Origin of the sequence: Corynebacterium sp. ACRQJ (genome assembly GCF_022346045.1) — a bacterium.
In the GTDB taxonomy this organism is placed as follows: Bacteria; Actinomycetota; Actinomycetes; order Mycobacteriales; family Mycobacteriaceae; genus Corynebacterium; species Corynebacterium evansiae.
Genome location: NZ_JAKRMT010000004.1, coordinates 65,935 through 82,340 on the forward strand (window position 1 = coordinate 65,935; position 16,406 = coordinate 82,340).

The 16,406-nt window shown below is 66.2% G+C and carries 15 protein-coding genes; 8 read left to right on the forward strand and 7 right to left on the reverse strand.

Annotated features, from left to right (window positions below; all coding sequences use genetic code 11):
• Positions 1-1,842 (forward strand): pyruvate kinase, encoded by a 1,842-nt coding sequence (locus tag MHX52_RS03695; protein WP_239316628.1) that lies wholly within the window; start codon positions 1-3, stop codon positions 1,840-1,842.
• Between the two features lie 31 nt (positions 1,843-1,873).
• On the opposite strand, the gene treZ is transcribed toward MHX52_RS03695, so the two are convergent.
• Entirely contained in the window at positions 1,874-3,577 is a 1,704-nt protein-coding gene (treZ, locus tag MHX52_RS03700; RefSeq protein WP_239316630.1) for a malto-oligosyltrehalose trehalohydrolase, read from the reverse strand.
• Positions 3,578-3,607: 30 nt separating this feature from the next.
• On the opposite strand from treZ, the gene MHX52_RS03705 reads away from it, so the two are divergent.
• Genes MHX52_RS03705 through MHX52_RS03715 form a run of 3 tightly spaced genes read left to right on the forward strand, consistent with a single transcriptional unit; the run spans position 3,608 to position 5,009 of the window.
• The gene (locus MHX52_RS03705; protein WP_239316632.1) at positions 3,608-4,291 is read left to right on the forward strand and encodes a YigZ family protein; all 684 of its coding nucleotides are present in this window, start codon (positions 3,608-3,610) and stop codon (positions 4,289-4,291) included.
• Between the two features lie 52 nt (positions 4,292-4,343).
• A complete protein-coding gene (locus MHX52_RS03710; RefSeq protein ID WP_049049479.1) occupies positions 4,344-4,595 on the forward strand; it encodes a hypothetical protein in 252 nt (83 codons plus the stop codon).
• A 9-nt stretch (positions 4,596-4,604) separates the two neighbouring features.
• On the forward strand, positions 4,605-5,009 hold the full coding sequence (locus MHX52_RS03715) for an RNA-binding S4 domain-containing protein (RefSeq protein ID WP_049049475.1): 405 nt from the start codon (positions 4,605-4,607) through the stop codon (positions 5,007-5,009).
• A gap of 17 nt (positions 5,010-5,026) precedes the next feature.
• Here MHX52_RS03715 and MHX52_RS03720 read toward each other — a convergent pair whose 3' ends face one another.
• Genes MHX52_RS03720 through MHX52_RS03740 form a run of 5 tightly spaced genes read right to left on the reverse strand, consistent with a single transcriptional unit; the run spans position 5,027 to position 11,971 of the window.
• Positions 5,027-6,010, reverse strand: coding sequence for a GTP pyrophosphokinase family protein (locus MHX52_RS03720; RefSeq protein WP_239316634.1), 984 nt, complete (start codon positions 6,008-6,010; stop codon positions 5,027-5,029).
• Between the two features lie 3 nt (positions 6,011-6,013).
• Positions 6,014-8,377, reverse strand: coding sequence for a malto-oligosyltrehalose synthase (treY, locus tag MHX52_RS03725; RefSeq protein ID WP_239316636.1), 2,364 nt, complete (start codon positions 8,375-8,377; stop codon positions 6,014-6,016).
• A gap of 18 nt (positions 8,378-8,395) precedes the next feature.
• Positions 8,396-9,196 carry a BRCT domain-containing protein gene (locus tag MHX52_RS03730; RefSeq protein WP_239316638.1) on the reverse strand — a complete coding sequence of 267 codons (801 nt, stop codon included), beginning with the start codon at positions 9,194-9,196 and terminating at the stop codon, positions 8,396-8,398.
• A 2-nt stretch (positions 9,197-9,198) separates the two neighbouring features.
• A complete protein-coding gene (gene glgX / locus MHX52_RS03735; RefSeq protein WP_049049570.1) occupies positions 9,199-11,403 on the reverse strand; it encodes a glycogen debranching protein GlgX in 2,205 nt (734 codons plus the stop codon).
• A gap of 10 nt (positions 11,404-11,413) precedes the next feature.
• A complete protein-coding gene (locus MHX52_RS03740; protein WP_239316640.1) occupies positions 11,414-11,971 on the reverse strand; it encodes a TetR family transcriptional regulator in 558 nt (185 codons plus the stop codon).
• Between the two features lie 67 nt (positions 11,972-12,038).
• Here MHX52_RS03740 and MHX52_RS03745 point away from each other — a divergent pair, with 67 nt between their 5' ends.
• Genes MHX52_RS03745 through nadC form a run of 4 tightly spaced genes read left to right on the forward strand, consistent with a single transcriptional unit; the run spans position 12,039 to position 15,111 of the window.
• Positions 12,039-12,605: a hypothetical protein gene (locus MHX52_RS03745; protein WP_239316641.1), complete on the forward strand. Its 567-nt coding sequence runs from the start codon at positions 12,039-12,041 to the stop codon at positions 12,603-12,605.
• 10 nt (positions 12,606-12,615) lie between these two features.
• On the forward strand, positions 12,616-13,125 hold the full coding sequence (locus MHX52_RS03750) for a hypothetical protein (protein ID WP_035005429.1): 510 nt from the start codon (positions 12,616-12,618) through the stop codon (positions 13,123-13,125).
• Between the two features lie 34 nt (positions 13,126-13,159).
• Positions 13,160-14,188 (forward strand): quinolinate synthase NadA, encoded by a 1,029-nt coding sequence (gene nadA / locus MHX52_RS03755; protein WP_255721312.1) that lies wholly within the window; start codon positions 13,160-13,162, stop codon positions 14,186-14,188.
• A 2-nt stretch (positions 14,189-14,190) separates the two neighbouring features.
• The gene (gene nadC / locus MHX52_RS03760; RefSeq protein WP_005295859.1) at positions 14,191-15,111 is read left to right on the forward strand and encodes a carboxylating nicotinate-nucleotide diphosphorylase; all 921 of its coding nucleotides are present in this window, start codon (positions 14,191-14,193) and stop codon (positions 15,109-15,111) included.
• Positions 15,112-15,123: 12 nt separating this feature from the next.
• Here the strand turns inward: nadC and MHX52_RS03765 are convergent, their stop codons facing one another.
• Positions 15,124-16,380, reverse strand: a complete 1,257-nt coding sequence (locus MHX52_RS03765; RefSeq protein WP_239316643.1) for a hypothetical protein — start codon at positions 16,378-16,380, stop codon at positions 15,124-15,126.
• Positions 16,381-16,406: the final 26 nt, after the last annotated feature.

The window sequence follows — 16,406 nt, forward strand, 5'->3', positions numbered from 1 at the left end:
ATGCAGGTCAACAAGCAAGCCGTCCTAGAAGCGATCGAGGAACTCCTCGACGAACTCGATAGCCAAACCCTGCACTGGTACCCGGAGATCCGCGCCACCGCGCCGACCCACTTCGTCGGCGCCCGCAACCTGGTGCACTACACTACGCTGCGCACCAGCGACCGCCGCGGCCTGCAGGGGAATCTGGAGAGCCTGGGAGCCACGCGCCTGTCCACTGCGGAGCCAGCAGTCAAGGCGCGCTTGCAAGCCGCGCACAACGTGGTCTCTGCTCTGGATGGTCGCTCGCCGCAGTTCGCTGAGGAGGACGTTTCTGACGCCATCGTGGGGGCCGATGAGCTGCTTGAACAGCACACGGAGGCTCTCTTCGGGGTAGAGGCTTTGCCAGGGGACTCCTCGTACATCATGGTCACCTTGCCGATCGAGGCCGCCTACGACCAGGAGCTGGTAGCCCGGCTGGTGGATTCCGGCATGGAGCTGGCGCGCATCAACTGCGCCCATGACGGGCCGGAGGTATGGAAGCGGATGATCGACAACGTCCGCGCGGCCGGTAAGGCCGCGGGGCGTTACATCCCCGTCAGCATGGACCTGGCCGGGCCGAAGATCCGCACTGGCCGCATCGCGCCGGGTCCGGCGGTGGTGCGCGTGCGTGTGCAGCGGGACGACGCGGGCACGGTCATCCAGCCTTGCCGCCTGTGGATGATCCCGGAGGATCGCGAGCTGGCTGAGGCCCCCATGGCGGAGAACACGCTGGGGCGCCCAATCGTGAGCGTGCACGTCTCCCGGGAGTTCTTTGATGCCCTGGAGGTTGGAGAGACGATCCGTGTGGAGGACGCACGCGGCAAGAAGCGGAAGCTGGGCGTCATTAAGAAAGACAGCGAGGGCGCCCTGGCGGAGGGACAGCAGAACATCTACCTGCAGCTCGGCGCGGAGCTGAAAACGGAGAACGCAAAGACGGCGGTGGGGTCGGTGCCGCAGGTGCTGCAGAAACTGCGGCCGCAAACCGGGGATAGGATTGTGCTTACCAGCGCCGATGTGGTGTGCGACCCGCAGGACGGTGACATCCCGAAGATCAGTTGTACGCTGCCGGAGGCAGTGCGGGCACTGGAGGTGGGCCAGCAGGTGCTGTTCGACGATGGCGCGATCGCGGCGAAGGTGGTGGGGAAGCGGGGAACCCTGGATACAGAGAGCACAGAGGAGACGGTCGAGGCGGAGCTGCTGGTCACCCGCGGCGGGGCGAAACTGGCGGAGTACAAGGGCATCAACCTGCCCGACACGGAGCTGCCGCTGCCGAGCCTGACCGAGGAGGACGAGGCCGCGCTGGCGTTCGTGGCCGAGCACGCGGATATGGCCGCGGTGAGCTTCATCCGCTCCCGCGAGGACGTGGCCTATGTGCTGGAGAAGTTCCACGAGCTGGGCGCCGACGACCTGGGCCTGGTGCTGAAGATCGAGACGATCCCGGCCTTCGAGAACCTGACCACCATCCTGCTGGAGGGCATGCGGCACGCGAAGTTCGGCGTGATGCTGGCCCGCGGCGACCTGGCAGTGGAGATGGGCTTTGCCCGCATGGCGGAGGTGCCCGGCCAGGTGATGGCGATGGTGGAGGCCGCACACGTGCCGCTGATCATCGCCACCCAGGTGCTGGAATCGATGGCGAAGTCCGGGCTGCCGACCCGCGCGGAGATCACCGACGTGGCGTGGGCGCTGCGCGCCGAGTGCATCATGCTGAACAAGGGGCCGCACATTCCGGAGGCCATCGCGATCCTGCGGGAGATCGGCGTGAAGATGGACCGCTCGCAGCGCAAGAACCGCATGCTGCTGCACCACGTGCGCAGCTGGCAGTAGCCGCGCGGCCTGCGTGGCCAGCTATGGCCGGCTACTCGGCGCTGTAGCGGGCCTCCCACGGGCCGAGCCCCAGGCGATCGTGGGGCGCGTCGGCCAGGTTCACGGTAACCTTCACCAGCGATTCCGGAGCCTGGTAGGTCAGCTCGATCCAGCGGCCGTGCGCCAGCTCGTCGTCTGCGTCCACCGGCGGCACCGTCGGGTTTACTCCAGCCAGGGCCTCGCTGACCGGCTCCTCGCCGTCGGCCCACCAGCGGACGTCCAGCAGTTCCGCCTCGGCCAGGCGGTGGGTGCGGCGGAACTCCAGCAGATCCGTGTACCCGCGCAGCACCTCTGCGTGCGGGGGCTCCGTGCGCTCCGCCCACTGCAGCACGCTGTTCCGGAAGGTTTCCTCCGCCGCCGGGTTCGGAACGTCCTTCGGGTCCCACCCGGCGCGCGCGAACTCGCGCATGCGGCCCTCGCGGGTGGCCTGGTTGAGCTCCTCGTTCTCGTGGTCGACGAAGAAGGCAAACGGGGTAGAGGCACCCCACTCCTCACCCATGAACAGCATCGGGGTAAACGGGCTGGTCAGCACCAGCGTGGCCTTCGCCAGCTGCTGGTCGACCGACAGGTTCATGCTGGGCCGGTCGCCCGCCGCGCGGTTGCCTGTCTGGTCGTGGGTGGTCGTGTACGTCACGAAGCGCCACAGCTCCGGATCCGTCACCGGCCTGCCGTGAGTGCGCCCGCGGAAGGAGCTATAGCGCCCGTCGTGCCAGAACACTCGCTGGAACGCCGTGGCCAGCACCTCCACCGTGCCGAAGTCGGAGTAGTAGGCGTGATCCTCGCCGGAGACCACGGTGTGGATCGCGTGGTGGATGTCGTCGTTCCACTGCGCGACCTTGTAGCTCTCGGTGTACACGGGATCGTTCTGGTCGGATTCGGCCATGATCCAGGCGGGCTCGGCTGCATCGCGGATCTGTTCGATCAGGCTCACCGCGCCCGTGTCGTCCAGCGCGTGCACCGCGTCCAGGCGTAGGCCGTCCACCCCGAACTCCTGAGTCCACTGGTGCACGGCTTCCAGGATGTAGGTGCGCACCTCGTCGGAGTCCCGGCCCTGCAGGTTCACTACGTCACCCCAGCCGGTCGAACCGCCGGCGGTGTAGGGGCCGAACACCCCGGTGTAATTACCGTCGGGGCCGAAGTGGTTGTACACCACGTCCAACACCACGGCCAGGTCGCGGTCGTGGGCGGCGTCAATAAGCCTCAACAGTCCGTCCGGGCCACCGTAAACGTCCGTGACCGCGTGCCACATCACGCCGTCGTAGCCCCAGTTACGCTCGCCGCCGAAGGGTTGCACGGGCATGAGCTCGATGGCGGTGACGCCCACAGCTTTAAGCTCGTCGAGCTTCTCAATCGCGGCGTCGAAGGTGCCCTCCGGGGTGAATGTGCCGATGTGCAGCTCGTAGAGAACCTCGCCGCGCAGCGGGCGGCCCAGCTGCTTGCGTGGCTCGTCGATTTGCCACACCTCCGACAGACCGTGGATGCCGTCGGGCTGGCGCTTGGAGCGCGGGTCGGGGAAGACAGGGGAGCCGTCGACGGAGAAGCCATATCGGTCGCCGGGGTTGGCGGGAACGTCGGCGAGGAACCAGTTATCCGCCTCGCGGGTCATGGGGATGCGTTGTTCGGCACCGGTGCTTGTTTGCGCAGGTTGCAGGACTAGTTCTACGTTTTCGGCCAGGGGAGCCCACACGGAATACATGGGTTCAACCCTAGCTGCGATAATGGGAGAATGCCTGACGATACAGCGCCGCAGAGCGCCTCCCACCCCGAACCCTCGTACGTCCGCCCGCAGCCGGGTAGGTATTCCGCGGAGGTGGAGATCAAACGCTCCCGCTTTATCGGCCTGGCCGCGCGCTGCGCCACCGAGGACGAGGCGCGCGACTTCATAGGCGCCATCCGCCGCGAGTATCCGGACGCGCGCCACCACTGCAGCGCGTTCGTAGTGCAGGTGGATGCCGCGCAACCGATCGAACGCTCCAGTGACGACGGCGAGCCTGCCGGCACCGCGGGCCAGCCCATGCTGGAAGTACTGAAGGGCTGGCACGACCCGGAGCCGCTGCAGGACGTGGCGGTCGTGGTGGTGCGCTACTTCGGCGGGGTGAAGCTGGGTACCGGCGGGCTGGTGCGCGCCTACCAGGAGGCCACCCGCGAGGTACTGCAGCAGGTGCCGCTGGTGCTGCGCCGCCAGCTGGACCTGTACACCTGCGAGGTGCCGCACGCAGACGCCGGGCGCGTGGAAGCCGAAGTCCGCGCCGCCGGATACACAGTGGTGGGAGTGGAATACAAGGCCGCAGCGGAGCTAGCGATCGCCTGCGAACCCGGCGCGCCGCTGCCGGCTTTCCTGGCCAGCGTCACCAGCGGGGCAGTGGAGGCCCACCTGGAGGGGCAGCGCTGGATCGAGGACGCGCTGTAGTTTGCTTTAGGTTATCGAGCACCCGCTGGACGATTAACTACACTGGCTAAGCATGAGCAACTATGGCAACCTGCCCGCCAATCGCCCGGGCAACGATCCCATCGCCCAGCGCAAGGCGGAGGTTCGCAAGCACTCCCGGAACATCCAGATCGCCGGTGGCATCGGCGCGGTCAGTCTGATCGGTGGCCTGACGATCCTGCCCACCACCTTCTTCGCCATCATCGTGCCGATCCTGGCGGTGGCGTTTATCGCCTACAGCGGCTTTCAGATCAAGGGCATCATCGAGCACAAAGATCAGTGGTGACGCACCCCGTTGGCCAGCCCCGCAACTTCTAGCGCTTCCGGCACCTCCAGCGCTCCCAGTAAGGTCCGCATCGATGCCTGGGTGTGGGCCGTTCGCCTGTGCAAGACCCGTGCCCAGGCCGCCGCTGCCTGCCGCGCCGGGCACGTGAAGATCAACGACGTCTCGGTCAAGCCCGCCCAGCCGGTCGTGGTGGGCGATACGGTGCGCGTGTGGATCCACCACCGTGAGCACATCGTGGAGGTCACGCAGTTGCTCTCCAAGCGCGTGGGCGCGGAGTTGGCCCGCAAGGCCTATATTGACCATTCGCCACCCCCGCCGGTGATCCCCGCCATGCCGCGCCGGGATCGGGGTGCGGGCCGCCCGACGAAGCGGGAGCGCCGCCAGCTGGAGCGCTTCAAGCGCGGCGAGCTCTAACTGGCTCTTTCTCGGGGCTAGCCGGTCTTCTGCCCCAGCTGCTGCCACCTGTTGCCCAGCCTGCCGGGGCGGGATTGCGCATTGTCGCCGATGTGTACCGTCTTGCGGATGTGCTCGCGCCCGTAGGCGAATAGCAGCATGTCGTCCACCAGTCGCACCTGGCCGGGGTAGTACGGGTAGTTCATCGCCTTGCGCAGCGCCTTCAGCCGCTTCGGCGCCAGCAGCTCGCGGAGTTGCGCGACCGTCGTGATGTCGTGGGCGGCCAGCATCTCGATGGCGTAGTGGTAGTAGTCCACGCGCGAGGTCGGGTACTTCGACCCCACAATGCGGCTCAGCACGCGCGGCAGCGACTCCTCGTCGAGCGTCCCCTCGACCTCCTCGCCGGAGGTGCCGATGATGCCCGCGATCTTGTCGAACTGCTCATCCGCCAGCTCGATCAGCCCCGCGGCCAGGGTGAATGCGCGCTGCACCTCGGGGGAGCTGGTCTCTGGATGCTGCTGGTTCTTGTAGCGCACGTCGTGTTCGAACTCGGCCCATGCGTGCTGCAGCACGGTGCGCAGTTGTATCTCTATGTACTTTGGTGACGCCCCGTCTTCAGCCGCCCACGGCTCATCCTTAGCGGAGACAATCAGGTGTTGGCTGGCGTACCCGAAGCGCCCCTCGCGGGCGGTTTCGGCGGCCTTGTCGATCACTCGCACCACTGTGAATAGGCCGGATAGCGCGTCCTTGAGCTGCGGGATCTCCGAGGAGTGGAAGGTGATCACGCGCACGCCGATCACGTCGTGGGCGTCCGTAAACGAGCCGTAGTCCGGGTATGCCTCGTTGGCGAGTTTGCGGGCGAAGCTCGTCCGGTCCTTGATGCGGACGCTCACGCGGTCAAACGTGAGGCCGGCGTCATCAAGAACATCAATAATGTGCGCCTCCAGATCGGCGGCGACGGTGGGGTGCGCCTGAATCCAGGTGTCGTAGTCCTGCAGTGCCCGGCGGGCTTTCTTGGCCAAGGCTTAAGCCCCCATGCGCGTGAGGATCGCCTGGCCGCGCTCGCTAAATAGGCTGTCCAGCGGGACCTTGCCCTCCCACATGCTGCCGGAGAGGCGATCCTCCCACACGCCCTCGGGCAGGGCTACCGTCGTGTCCCCCCAGCCGTCGCGGAGGATGTCCAGCGGGCGGCGGGTGACGAGCGTGATGACGTCCTCACCGCGCAGGGTGCCCAGCACGTGGCGTTCCATGGTGCCGGTGGCCATGACGGGCAGGTAGCTGGCCTCGTCCAGCTCGAACTGGTTGCGGATCTGCAGGGCGGTGGCGATGACGTACAGGCGCTCGTCGTCGATGCTGCGCACGTCGCCGCGGGAGACGCGATCCAGGGCCTCCATGCGCTCGGCGAAGTCCACCTTGCGGCGGTTGTCCGGGTCCACCAGCGAGTCGGTGAAGAACTCCGTGCCCTGGTAGATGTCCGGAATGCCCGGCCCCATGATCTGCAGCAGCTTCTTGGAGATGGAGACCACCTCCGCCGCCGGGGCGATCTCCGCGACGAACGCGGTGATCTCTTCACCCTGGGTGTCGATGGTGGAATCGATCCACTGGTGGATGGAGGCTTCGAACTCCTCGTTCACGTCGAACCAGGTGGTGTGCACGCCGGCCTCGCGCATGGCCTTTTCCGCGTAGGCGTGCAGGCGCTCCCGCAGTTCGTCGGTGACGTTGCCGTCCACCGGCCACACGCCGATCATGTTCTGCAGCAGGAAGTGGCAGGTGCCGCCGTCGACGTAATCGATGCCGTCGCAGAGCTCCGCGAAGCGCTCCGCGGATTCGGTGATGCAGCTGATGCGGCTGCGCACGTCCTCCCCGCGCTTCGTGTCGTGGGTCGTGAGCGCGGTCATCGCCTTCGGCCACAGGCGGGCGCGCTCGGCCTGCAGCAGGTGGAACTCGGCGGGGGACACGCCGAAGCGGCCCGGCGCGCCGCCAACCTCCTGCAGGCTCACCAGGCGGGAACCGCGGTAGAAGGCAGTATCCTCCACGCCTTTGGCCATCACCGCGCCGCAGACCTGCGCGAAGCGCACGTTCGCCTCGCCGCGGGAGATCAAGGCGGTGGCGATCAGGTCCAGCGCGTCGGCGCGCTCCGGGTAGCGGATGATCATTTGGGCGATCACGGTGCTGGTCACGCGCGACAGGGACTCGTAGTCCGCGCGGTAGACCGGCATAGAGGCGATCAGCTCGATCAGGGTTTCGCGCAGCTCCTCGTCGGACACGGCCTCGCCGGAGGTGGACCAGTTGTCGCTGCGCACAGCGCGGGCCAGGCGGCGGACCTCGGCCGCGAGCTCCTGCCCGGCGACTTCGGACTTCAGCTCGTATTCGGCCTTCTCAAAGGCCTCTGCGTCCCACTCCGAGCCGGTCATGTCCAGCGCCAGGTTGGCCATGGTGCCCACGGCCGGGCGGTGGACGAATACGCCGTCCAGCTCGCGCAGCGCGTCGTAGCCGGTGGTGCCGTCGACCGTCAGGCGGGGATCCAGCGGCTCGGTGACCCCCAGGATCTTCTCCACCAGCAGCCAACGTTCGTCGCCGATCAGCTTGCGCAGCTGCTTTAGGTAGTTAAAGGGGTCCGCCAAGCCATCCGGGTGGTCCACGCGCACGCCGTCGATGATGTTCGCCGCGATCAGCTGGTTCAGGATGCGGTGGGAGTGCTCGAACACCACCGGGTCTTCCTGCCGCAGGCCCGCCAGCCCGTTGATGCTGAAGAAGCGGCGGTAGTTGATCACCCCGTCGCGCCAGTACATCAGGCGGTAGTGCTGGCGATCGTGCACCTCCTGCGGGGTGCCGCCGAGCGTGCCCTCGGCGATGGGGAAGCGGTTGTCGTAGTAGCACAGCATCGGCTCTGTCTCTGTGCCCTCTGTGCCTTCTGTGCCATCTTCGATCCGCAGTTCTGCGACATCGTCCTCGCTGCCCAGCACCGGCAGCCCCAGACGTCCGCCCGCGCCGTTGTCCTCGGACCAGTCCACGTCGAAGTACTCCGCGTACTCGGATTCCTTGCCGTTTTTCAGCAGATCCCACCACCAGGGGTTCAGCTGTGGATCGTCCACGCCGACGTGGTTCGGCACGATGTCCAACAGCAGCTTGATGCCTGCCTCGTGGGCTTTCTCGGCCAGGGACCGCAGACCGTCGATGCCCCCGAGCTCGGGGTTGATGACCGACGGGTCGGTGACGTCGTAGCCGTGGGTGGATTCCTTCGGCGCTTGCATCACCGGGGAGAGGTAGAGGTGCGAAACGCCGAGGCGGGAAAAGTAGGGCAGGTGCTCTTCCGCATCTGCGAAAGTGAAGGCTTGGGTGGGGTCGGATCCGGGTCCGCGGAGCTGAAGGCGATAGGTCGCTGACATGCCCTCTAGGCTACTTGCCTACTTGATTAGCTGCAGGAACTCCTGGAACCCAATGATCTGCAGCTCCTGCCCCTTATCCTGCAGCTCGCGGGCGCGCTTTTCCTTCGAGGTCATGGAGTGCCATTCGCCGACAATCAGCATCGTCGTCTTCTTCGTCACGTTCTTGGCCACCACGCCGCCGCGGGAGGCGATCATGTCCCACACCTCGCCCTTGTCGTAGGGCTCCACGTCGCCGGTCACGCACACCGTCTGCCCGTAGATGGGCCCGTCGATGTCCGCCTCCTCGTTCGTCTCGGGGACTTCGTCAGGAGTGGCTACCTTCGCCCACGGCGCCGGCGCGCGCTGTTGTTGCTTCTTTGGTGTCTTTTTTGGTGACGCCCCCTCGTTCCCGCCGCCGGCGTATTCAGCGGAGCTGACCCATTCCGCGGCGGAGATCTCCGTGTTCTCAGTGTTTGCAGAGTCTGCAGAGCCAGCAGCGTCTGCAGTGCCCGCCCCGGCAGATCCAGACCCGGCTTCCAGGGGGTAGCCCGCCTGCAGGTTGGTGAGCTGAAGATCCAGTGCGGCGAACTCCGCGGTCTGCGAGGGAGAGAAGTTCACGCGGGGACGTTCGGCGTCAAAAAGCAATTGGATGTACCCCGGCGAACAGCCTTCGGGCGCCTGCTTGTACCAGCCGATGAGCTCGTCGGCGGGGCGAGCGACATCCGGGTACAGCGAGGAAGCCAGCGGCGAGCGGGTCACCCGGATCTCCTCGGTGGAGAGGGTGACTTCCGCGCCGCGGGCGGGGAAGGTTGCGGGGGAGGGGGACGAAGCGGCAGCCATGCCTAGAGCTTTACCTCCGTGGTGATCGGGCGCTGGAGGACCACAGTGCTGCGCGCGTCGACCTCCAGGGTGTCGCCACCGGCGAACCGGCGGGTCTCCTCCGGCACGCCCATCGGCTCTGCGGTATCCACGACGACGGTCCAGCTTTCCTCCTCGCTCGGCTCCACGTGCATCACTTTGTGGCGGCGCGGCAGCGTGAACGTGATCGGCTCGTGGTGGGCGTTGAAGCAGAAGATGAAGGAATCGTCCTCCACCGGGCGGCCCTGCGGATCCGGCTCCTCGATGGCCATGCCGTTGAGGTGAACCATCAGGGACTTTCCAAAGTCCGCGTTCCAATCGGAATCGGACATCAGGTCGCCGTCCGGGGTAAGCCACGCGATGTCGCGCTTGGCCACGTCCTGGCCTAGCGGGCCGCCCGCCAGGAAGCGACGGCGGCGGAACACCGGGTGCGCCTGGCGCAGGTGGATAAGGTAGCGCGTGAAGGCGTGCAGATCCTTATCCATGTTTTCCCAGTCCATCCAGGCGATTTCGTTGTCCTGGCAGTAGACGTTGTTGTTTCCGCCCTGGGTACGGCCGATCTCGTCGCCGTGGGAGAGCATCGGCGTGCCCTGGGAGAGCATGAGGGTGGTCAGGAAGTTGCGGCGCTGCTTATCGCGCAGCTGCAAAACCTCTTCGTCATCCGTCGGGCCTTCCACGCCACAGTTCCAGGAGCGGTTGTGGCTCTCGCCATCGCGGTTGTCCTCGCCGTTGGCCTCGTTTTGCTTCTCGTTGTAGCTGACCAGGTCGTTGAGGGTGAAGCCGTCGTGGGCGGTGATGAAGTTGATGGAAGCCGTCGGGCGCCGGCCGGTGTACAGGTCCGAGGAGCCGGTGAGGCGGGAGGCGAACTCGCCCAGGGTGGAGGGCTCGCCGCGCCAGAAGTCGCGCACAGTGTCGCGGTACTTACCGTTCCACTCGTTCCACAGGGCCGGGAAGTTACCCACCTGGTAGCCGCCCTCGCCGACGTCCCACGGCTCGGCGATGAGCTTGACCTGGCTGACCACCGGATCCTGTTGCACCAGGTCGAAGAAAGCGGAGAGGCGATCCACGTCGTGGAACTCGCGGGCCAGAGTGGAGGCCAGATCGAAGCGGAAGCCGTCGATGTGCATTTCCGTCACCCAGTAGCGCAGGGAATCCATGATCAGCTGCAGGGTGTGCGGGTGGCGGACGTTCAGGGAGTTACCCGTGCCCGTGTAGTCCATGTAGTGCGCCTCGTCTCCGTCGACCAGGCGGTAATAGGCGGCGTTGTCGATGCCGCGGAAGTTCTGGGTGGGGCCCATGTGGTTGCCCTCACTGGTGTGGTTGTAGACCACATCCAGGATCACCTCGATGCCCGCCTCGTGGTAGCTGCGGACCATCTGCTTGAACTCCGCGATCGCGCCCTCCGCGCTGGGGGATGCCGCGTAGTCCCGGTGCGGGGCGAAGAAGCCCAGGGTGTTGTATCCCCAGTAGTTGCGCAGACCCAGCTCGCGCAGGCGGTCGTCGTGGACGAACTGGTGCACCGGCATCAGCTCCACGGCCGTGACGCCCAGGTCCTTGAAGTACTCCACGATGGAGTGGTGGCCCAGTCCGGCGTAGGTGCCGCGCAGGTGCTCCGGGACGTCCGGGTGGGTCATCGTCAGACCCTTGACGTGGGTCTCGTAGATGACGGTCTTGTGCATCTCAATGTTCGGACGGCGGTCGTGGTGCCAGTCGAAGTAGGGGTTGATCACCACCGAGCGCATCGCGTGCGGGGCGGAATCCTCCTGGTTGCGCTTCTCCGGGTTATCCGGATCGTTGATGTCGTAGCTAAACAGGGAGGCATCGCCATCGAAGGCGCCGTCGAAGGACTTGCCGTACGGATCCATCAGCAGCTTGGAGGGATCGCAGCGCAGGCCACGCGCCGGGTCCCACGGACCGTCGACGCGGTAGCCATAACGCTGGCCGGGGACGATTCCGGGGAGGTAGCAGTGCCAGATGTCTGCGTCTACCTCCTCCATCTTCACCCGGGTCTCCGCGCCCTGGCTGTCGAAAAGGCAGAGCTCGACGGATTCCGCGACCTCTGTGAATAGGGCAAAGTTGGTGCCATTGCCGTCGAAAGTGGCGCCGAGAGGGTAGGGCTTTCCGGGCCACCCGACCAAAGGCTCGCCGGGCGCACGCAATCCACTTTTATCTGACAGTCCGAAAGTCATGGCCACCATTCTAACGGCTAAGACCGCGCAGTATTGTTTCTACTCCCAGCACTACTTCCTGGCGTGCGCGAGCTTCGGAAGGTACACCTTGTTCCTGGTCTTTATCCTGTTTCTGTTCGCCCACTGACGCCCCCAAATTCACGGCGACGCTTTGGCGTGCCTGGAGTTCCAGCACAGAACCGAAAACAAAGCGCAGGAGGAGCTTCGCGCCGTCCAACGCGCTGTGTTCCTCACTGTGCTCTGCGCCCAGCTCCGCGCTGAGCTCTGCACTTACTTCCTCGGCCAAGTCCCGGTCAAGCGTCCCGCTGGCCACCGCCGCCAGCGTGATGTCGGCACCGTCGCGCAGGGAGGTGAGGGCGTCAAAAAGAAAAGAACAATAATCCGCTGCACTGCCGGGGTGGGCGGGCACGGCGGTGAGGATCGACTCGGCGATACCTCCCAAAAGCGCCTGCTTGTTGGGGAAATGCCAGTACAGGGCGCCAGGGGCGACGTCGAGAGCGCGGGCGAGTCGCCGCATCGTGAGGTCGGCCAGGCCGTACTGCTGCAGGATGTCGACTGCGGTGCTCACGATTTTCTTGCGGTTTAACTGCACGGTGTCCAAGGGTAGTGGACTACATTGCCGTAGGGTGAGCGACATGAAGATTCGGAAGACATGCCTAGCTGCCCTGTGCACCCTGCCCCTCGCACTCACGGCGTGCGGATCCGACGACGGAGAAAGCAGCGGCGAGTCGAATCCAGCGAACGAAGCTAGCCAGGCCGAACAGGTCGACCAGGCCGAAGAAGCGATGCCCGAGGGGCCGGTCTACGAAACCCCGGCCAGCGACGAAGACAAGCAGCAGATCGTCAACCTGCTGCACGAGCTGAGCAACGGTGCCCGACCCATGGACGAGTACCTGCACTGGACCATCGACAACACCTGCCGAGCCGACATTGAGCAGCAGGGCGGCGAGGAAGCCGCGCGCGAACAGGCCGATGCCTCCGCCGGGCAGGGCAACTTCGACGAACAGCCGGGCCGCACCCCGAACATCACCGACATCCAGGAAGTGATGGCCGAGGGCGACAACGCACACGCCACGGTCACCATCTCCGAGGCCGAGCGCGAGGACTCCAACCGCATGTACTTCAAGCGCGAGGACGAGAAGTGGAAGTTCTGTCACGCCGTGGGCATGCCAGAAACCGCGGAAACCCAGGACGGCGAGTAGGTATAGCGCATTGAGCAGAAGTTTCAAGATCCCCCGCCCGATCGGGGAGGCGGCGCAGGTCCTCTTTATTACCCTGGTGAGCTTCCTGCTGCTGGGAGTGCTGTGGGGTGTGATCCACCCGACCTCCGAGCTAGTGGTGACCGCCGACGGCGGTGCGGAGATCGCGCCGGGAACCGAGGATGCCTCGTTCCGCGGGTTTACCTACTACGTGGCGCTGACGGCGCTGGGTGGCATCGCAGTGGCGCTGTGGGCGTTTCGCACGCGCATGCGGGGGCTGCTGATGATGCTGTGGACCACCCTGGCTGTGCTGTGGGGCGCTGTGGCGGCCTGGACGGTGGGCGTCAGCGTGGCCGAGAGGCTGCACGCCGACCCGCTCCCGGAGCACCCGCAGGTGGGCGATGTCTTCCACATTCTGGACGCCGCGGGCCCCTCGGTGGGGATGGTCGTGGCCCCGGCGCTGGCGCTGATTGTCTACTGGATGGCGGCGACTTTCGCCGACCCGGAGGACTTTGAGGATTAGGTAGAAACGCGCTGCTAGGGACTAAAGTGGGGGAATGCTTAACAAAACCATAGAGAGTATTACTCGCGTGGATGGCCTTTGGACCATGCCGGATAGCATCTCCACCGACGAGTGGGCCGCGGAAGTCCGCCGGCTGAAGGAAGAGAAGAATGCGCTGATTCTGGCGCACAATTACCAGCTGCCGGAGATCCAGGACATTGCCGACCACACCGGCGATTCCCTCGCCCTGTCGCGCATCGCGGCGGAGACGGACGCTGACGTGATCGTCTTCTGCGGCGTGCACTTTATGGCCGAGACGGCGAAGATCCTGTCGCCGGAAAAGACTGTTCTTATTCCTGACGCCAACGCGGGGTGCTCCCTGGCCGATTCCCTTAGCGCCGACGAGCTGCGCGAGTGGAAGGCCGAGCACCCGGGGGCCGTGGTGGTCAGCTACGTGAACACCACCGCCGACGTGAAGGCACTGACGGACATCTGCTGCACCAGTTCCAACGCGGTGGACGTGGTGGCCAGCCTGCCGGAGGATCAGGAGGTGCTGTTTGGTCCCGACCAGTTCCTCGGCGCTCACGTGCGCCGCGAGACCGGGCGGGACAACATCCACGTCTGGGCGGGCGAGTGCCACGTGCACGCCGGAATCTCCGGCCAGGAGCTGAGCCAGCAGGCGCACGACAACCCGACGGCGGATCTGTTTATCCACCCGGAGTGCGGCTGCGCCAACTCCGCTATTTACCTGGCGGGCGAGGGCATTGTGGAGCCGGAGCGGGTGAAGATGCTCTCCACCGGCGACATGATCTCGCAGGCCAAGTCCACCAACCAGTCCACCGTGCTGGTCGCCACCGAGGTCGGCATGCTGCACCAGCTGCGCCAGGCCAACCCGGAGGTGGACTTCCGCGCCGTGAACGACCGGGCGGCCTGCACGTACATGAAGATGATCACCCCGGCGGCCCTGCTGCGCTGCCTGGCGCTGGGCGAGGACGAGGTGACGGTGGACGAGGAGACCGCCGCAGCGGCCCGTCGTTCCGTGGAGCGCATGATCGCCATCGGCAACCCGGGAAGCGGGGAGTAGGCGTGGAAGAGCAAGCAGTGGAACTTCCCTACCCGGCACAGCTGACCGATCCCACCCGCATCCGCGCAGCGTATCTGCGCATGGCGAAGGTCGCGTTGGAGGAGGACTTCGGCGACGGCGCGGACGTCAGCACCCTGGCGACCGTACCCGCCGACGCTACCGGCACGAAGGTCATGCGCGCCCGCCAGGCCGGTGTGATCAGCGGGCTGGATGCGCTGGCCATCGTCGCGGAGGTCGCCGACGAGCGGCACGTGGAGCTCGTCCCGCTGGTCGCTGACGGTGACCGCGTGGAGGCCGGGGACGAGGTTGCCCGGGTGGAGGGCAAGATCCAGCACATCCTCATGCTCGAGCGCACTCTGCTGAACATCCTGAGCCACGCCTCCGGCATCGCCACCCAGACCCGCGCGTGGGTCGATGCGGTCGAGGCCGCGGCCACCAGCCCGCAAGGCTGCAAGGTTCGCGATTCCCGCAAGACTCTGCCCGGCATGCGCATGCTGGAAAAGCGTGCGATCGTCCACGGTGGTGGCTACCCGCACCGCTACAATCTGGGCGACCAGGTGATGGTCAAGGACAACCACGTGGAGCTCTCGAATGCAGCCGAGGCGTATGCCCGGGTGCGGGAGTTCTTGGGGGAGGACGCCACCACGTGGGTAGAGGTCGAGGTGGATACCCTGGATCAGCTCTCCGACCTGCTGGCGGAGGGCAAGGCTCGCCCGCCGCAGGTGCTGCTGGATAACTTCACGGTGGAGGACACGCGCAAGGCCGTGGAGCTGCGCGACCAGCTGGCTCCGCAGGTGCTGTTGGAATCCTCCGGCGGGCTCACCCTGGACGTCGCCGGGGACTACGCCGCCGCGGGCGTGGAGTCCGTGGCCGTGGGCGGGTTGACCCACAGCGTGCGGGCACTGGACATCGGCCTGGACTAGGGGCCTGGCCTTTTAGGCTTCCCAGCGTTCCAGCGCCGCCCGTCGGCGCTCGTCGAGTTCTGCGGCTATTTCCGCGTAGCCCAGCTCCGCGGCGGCGACCAGCGCCATGGAATAGCCGCCGATGGTGCGCTCGTCGTCGGCGCTGAACTCCGACCACTCCGCCACCAGGCGCGCGTTCGCCAGGGCTTCCTCAAAAAGTCCGCAGTTCAGGGCCGCCTCTGCCAGGGTGTAGCGCAGGTTCAGGATGGCGGGAGATAGGGGGCAGCCCTCCGTGGCGGCCAGCTCCGCGCTGGCGAGCTCCCAGGCCTCGCCCTCGCGCCCCTCGCCAAGCAGGGCCATCGCCGCCAGGCCCGCGCACTGCAGGGCGATGACCTCCGCGTCCAGCTTCCCGGCCAAGCGCACGCACTCCTTCCAGTGATCCGCCACGGCGGCCAGGGAGGAATCATCGCCGACGCTTTCGGTGGCGCGGAACATCTCGAAGTGCGCCAGCATGTCGTGCGCCTCGTAGAGGGAAACTATCTGCGCGTCTGTGTTGCCGCCCAGCAGAGAATCCTCCTCCAACCGGTCGATCAGCGCCGTCACCCGGTCGTAGGCCTCCTCGCGCCGCCCGCGGAACCAGGCCTCCTGCGCGAACCACAGCTGGCGGTCGGCCGTGCTCGGGGGTTTCGAGCCGAACCTCCGCACGAGTTGGGCAAAGGTGTCGGCGAAGTCGAAGGCTGTGGCGTCATTATCAGCGTCATCAGAAGAACCAGAAAGATTCGTGGCCACAGCAAAGCCCGTCGTAGCGGCCGAGGTCAACCGCGCGGCGATCGACCTGGGCAGGTCGCGGTGGGTGATGTGCGGCGCCTCGGCGAGGGTGGGGGAATCCGGGTCCGGGCGATAGTCGGCGAAGCCCTGGGCCAGCTGTGCCAACATCTCGCGCGGCGAATGCAGCTCGGCCAGGGTGGCGGGGCGTTCCTCCAGAGTCAGCGACTGGTGAGCCAGTAGCGCCAAAGCCTCCAGCGCCAGCGCGTGATCGTCGTTGCTGCGCGCCCACGCTCGCAGGTCCCGCAAGGCGGCGATGGCCTCGTCGGCGAAACCCAGGTGATCCGCGGCGCTGGCCCGCATGCTGTAGAACTCGCCCACCAGCTCGTCCGGGACCTCGTCGGGGGTGGCCAGCCAGTACTGCCGGGCGAAGTCGCTGGCCAGGCGCCAACTCGTCGCCGCGGAAGCCCCCGATTGGGCGGCGGCGCGGCTGTCCCGGAGCAGTGAAAGGAGTGTCTGGGCCATGGCGTAAACTTTAGCCCAGTACATAA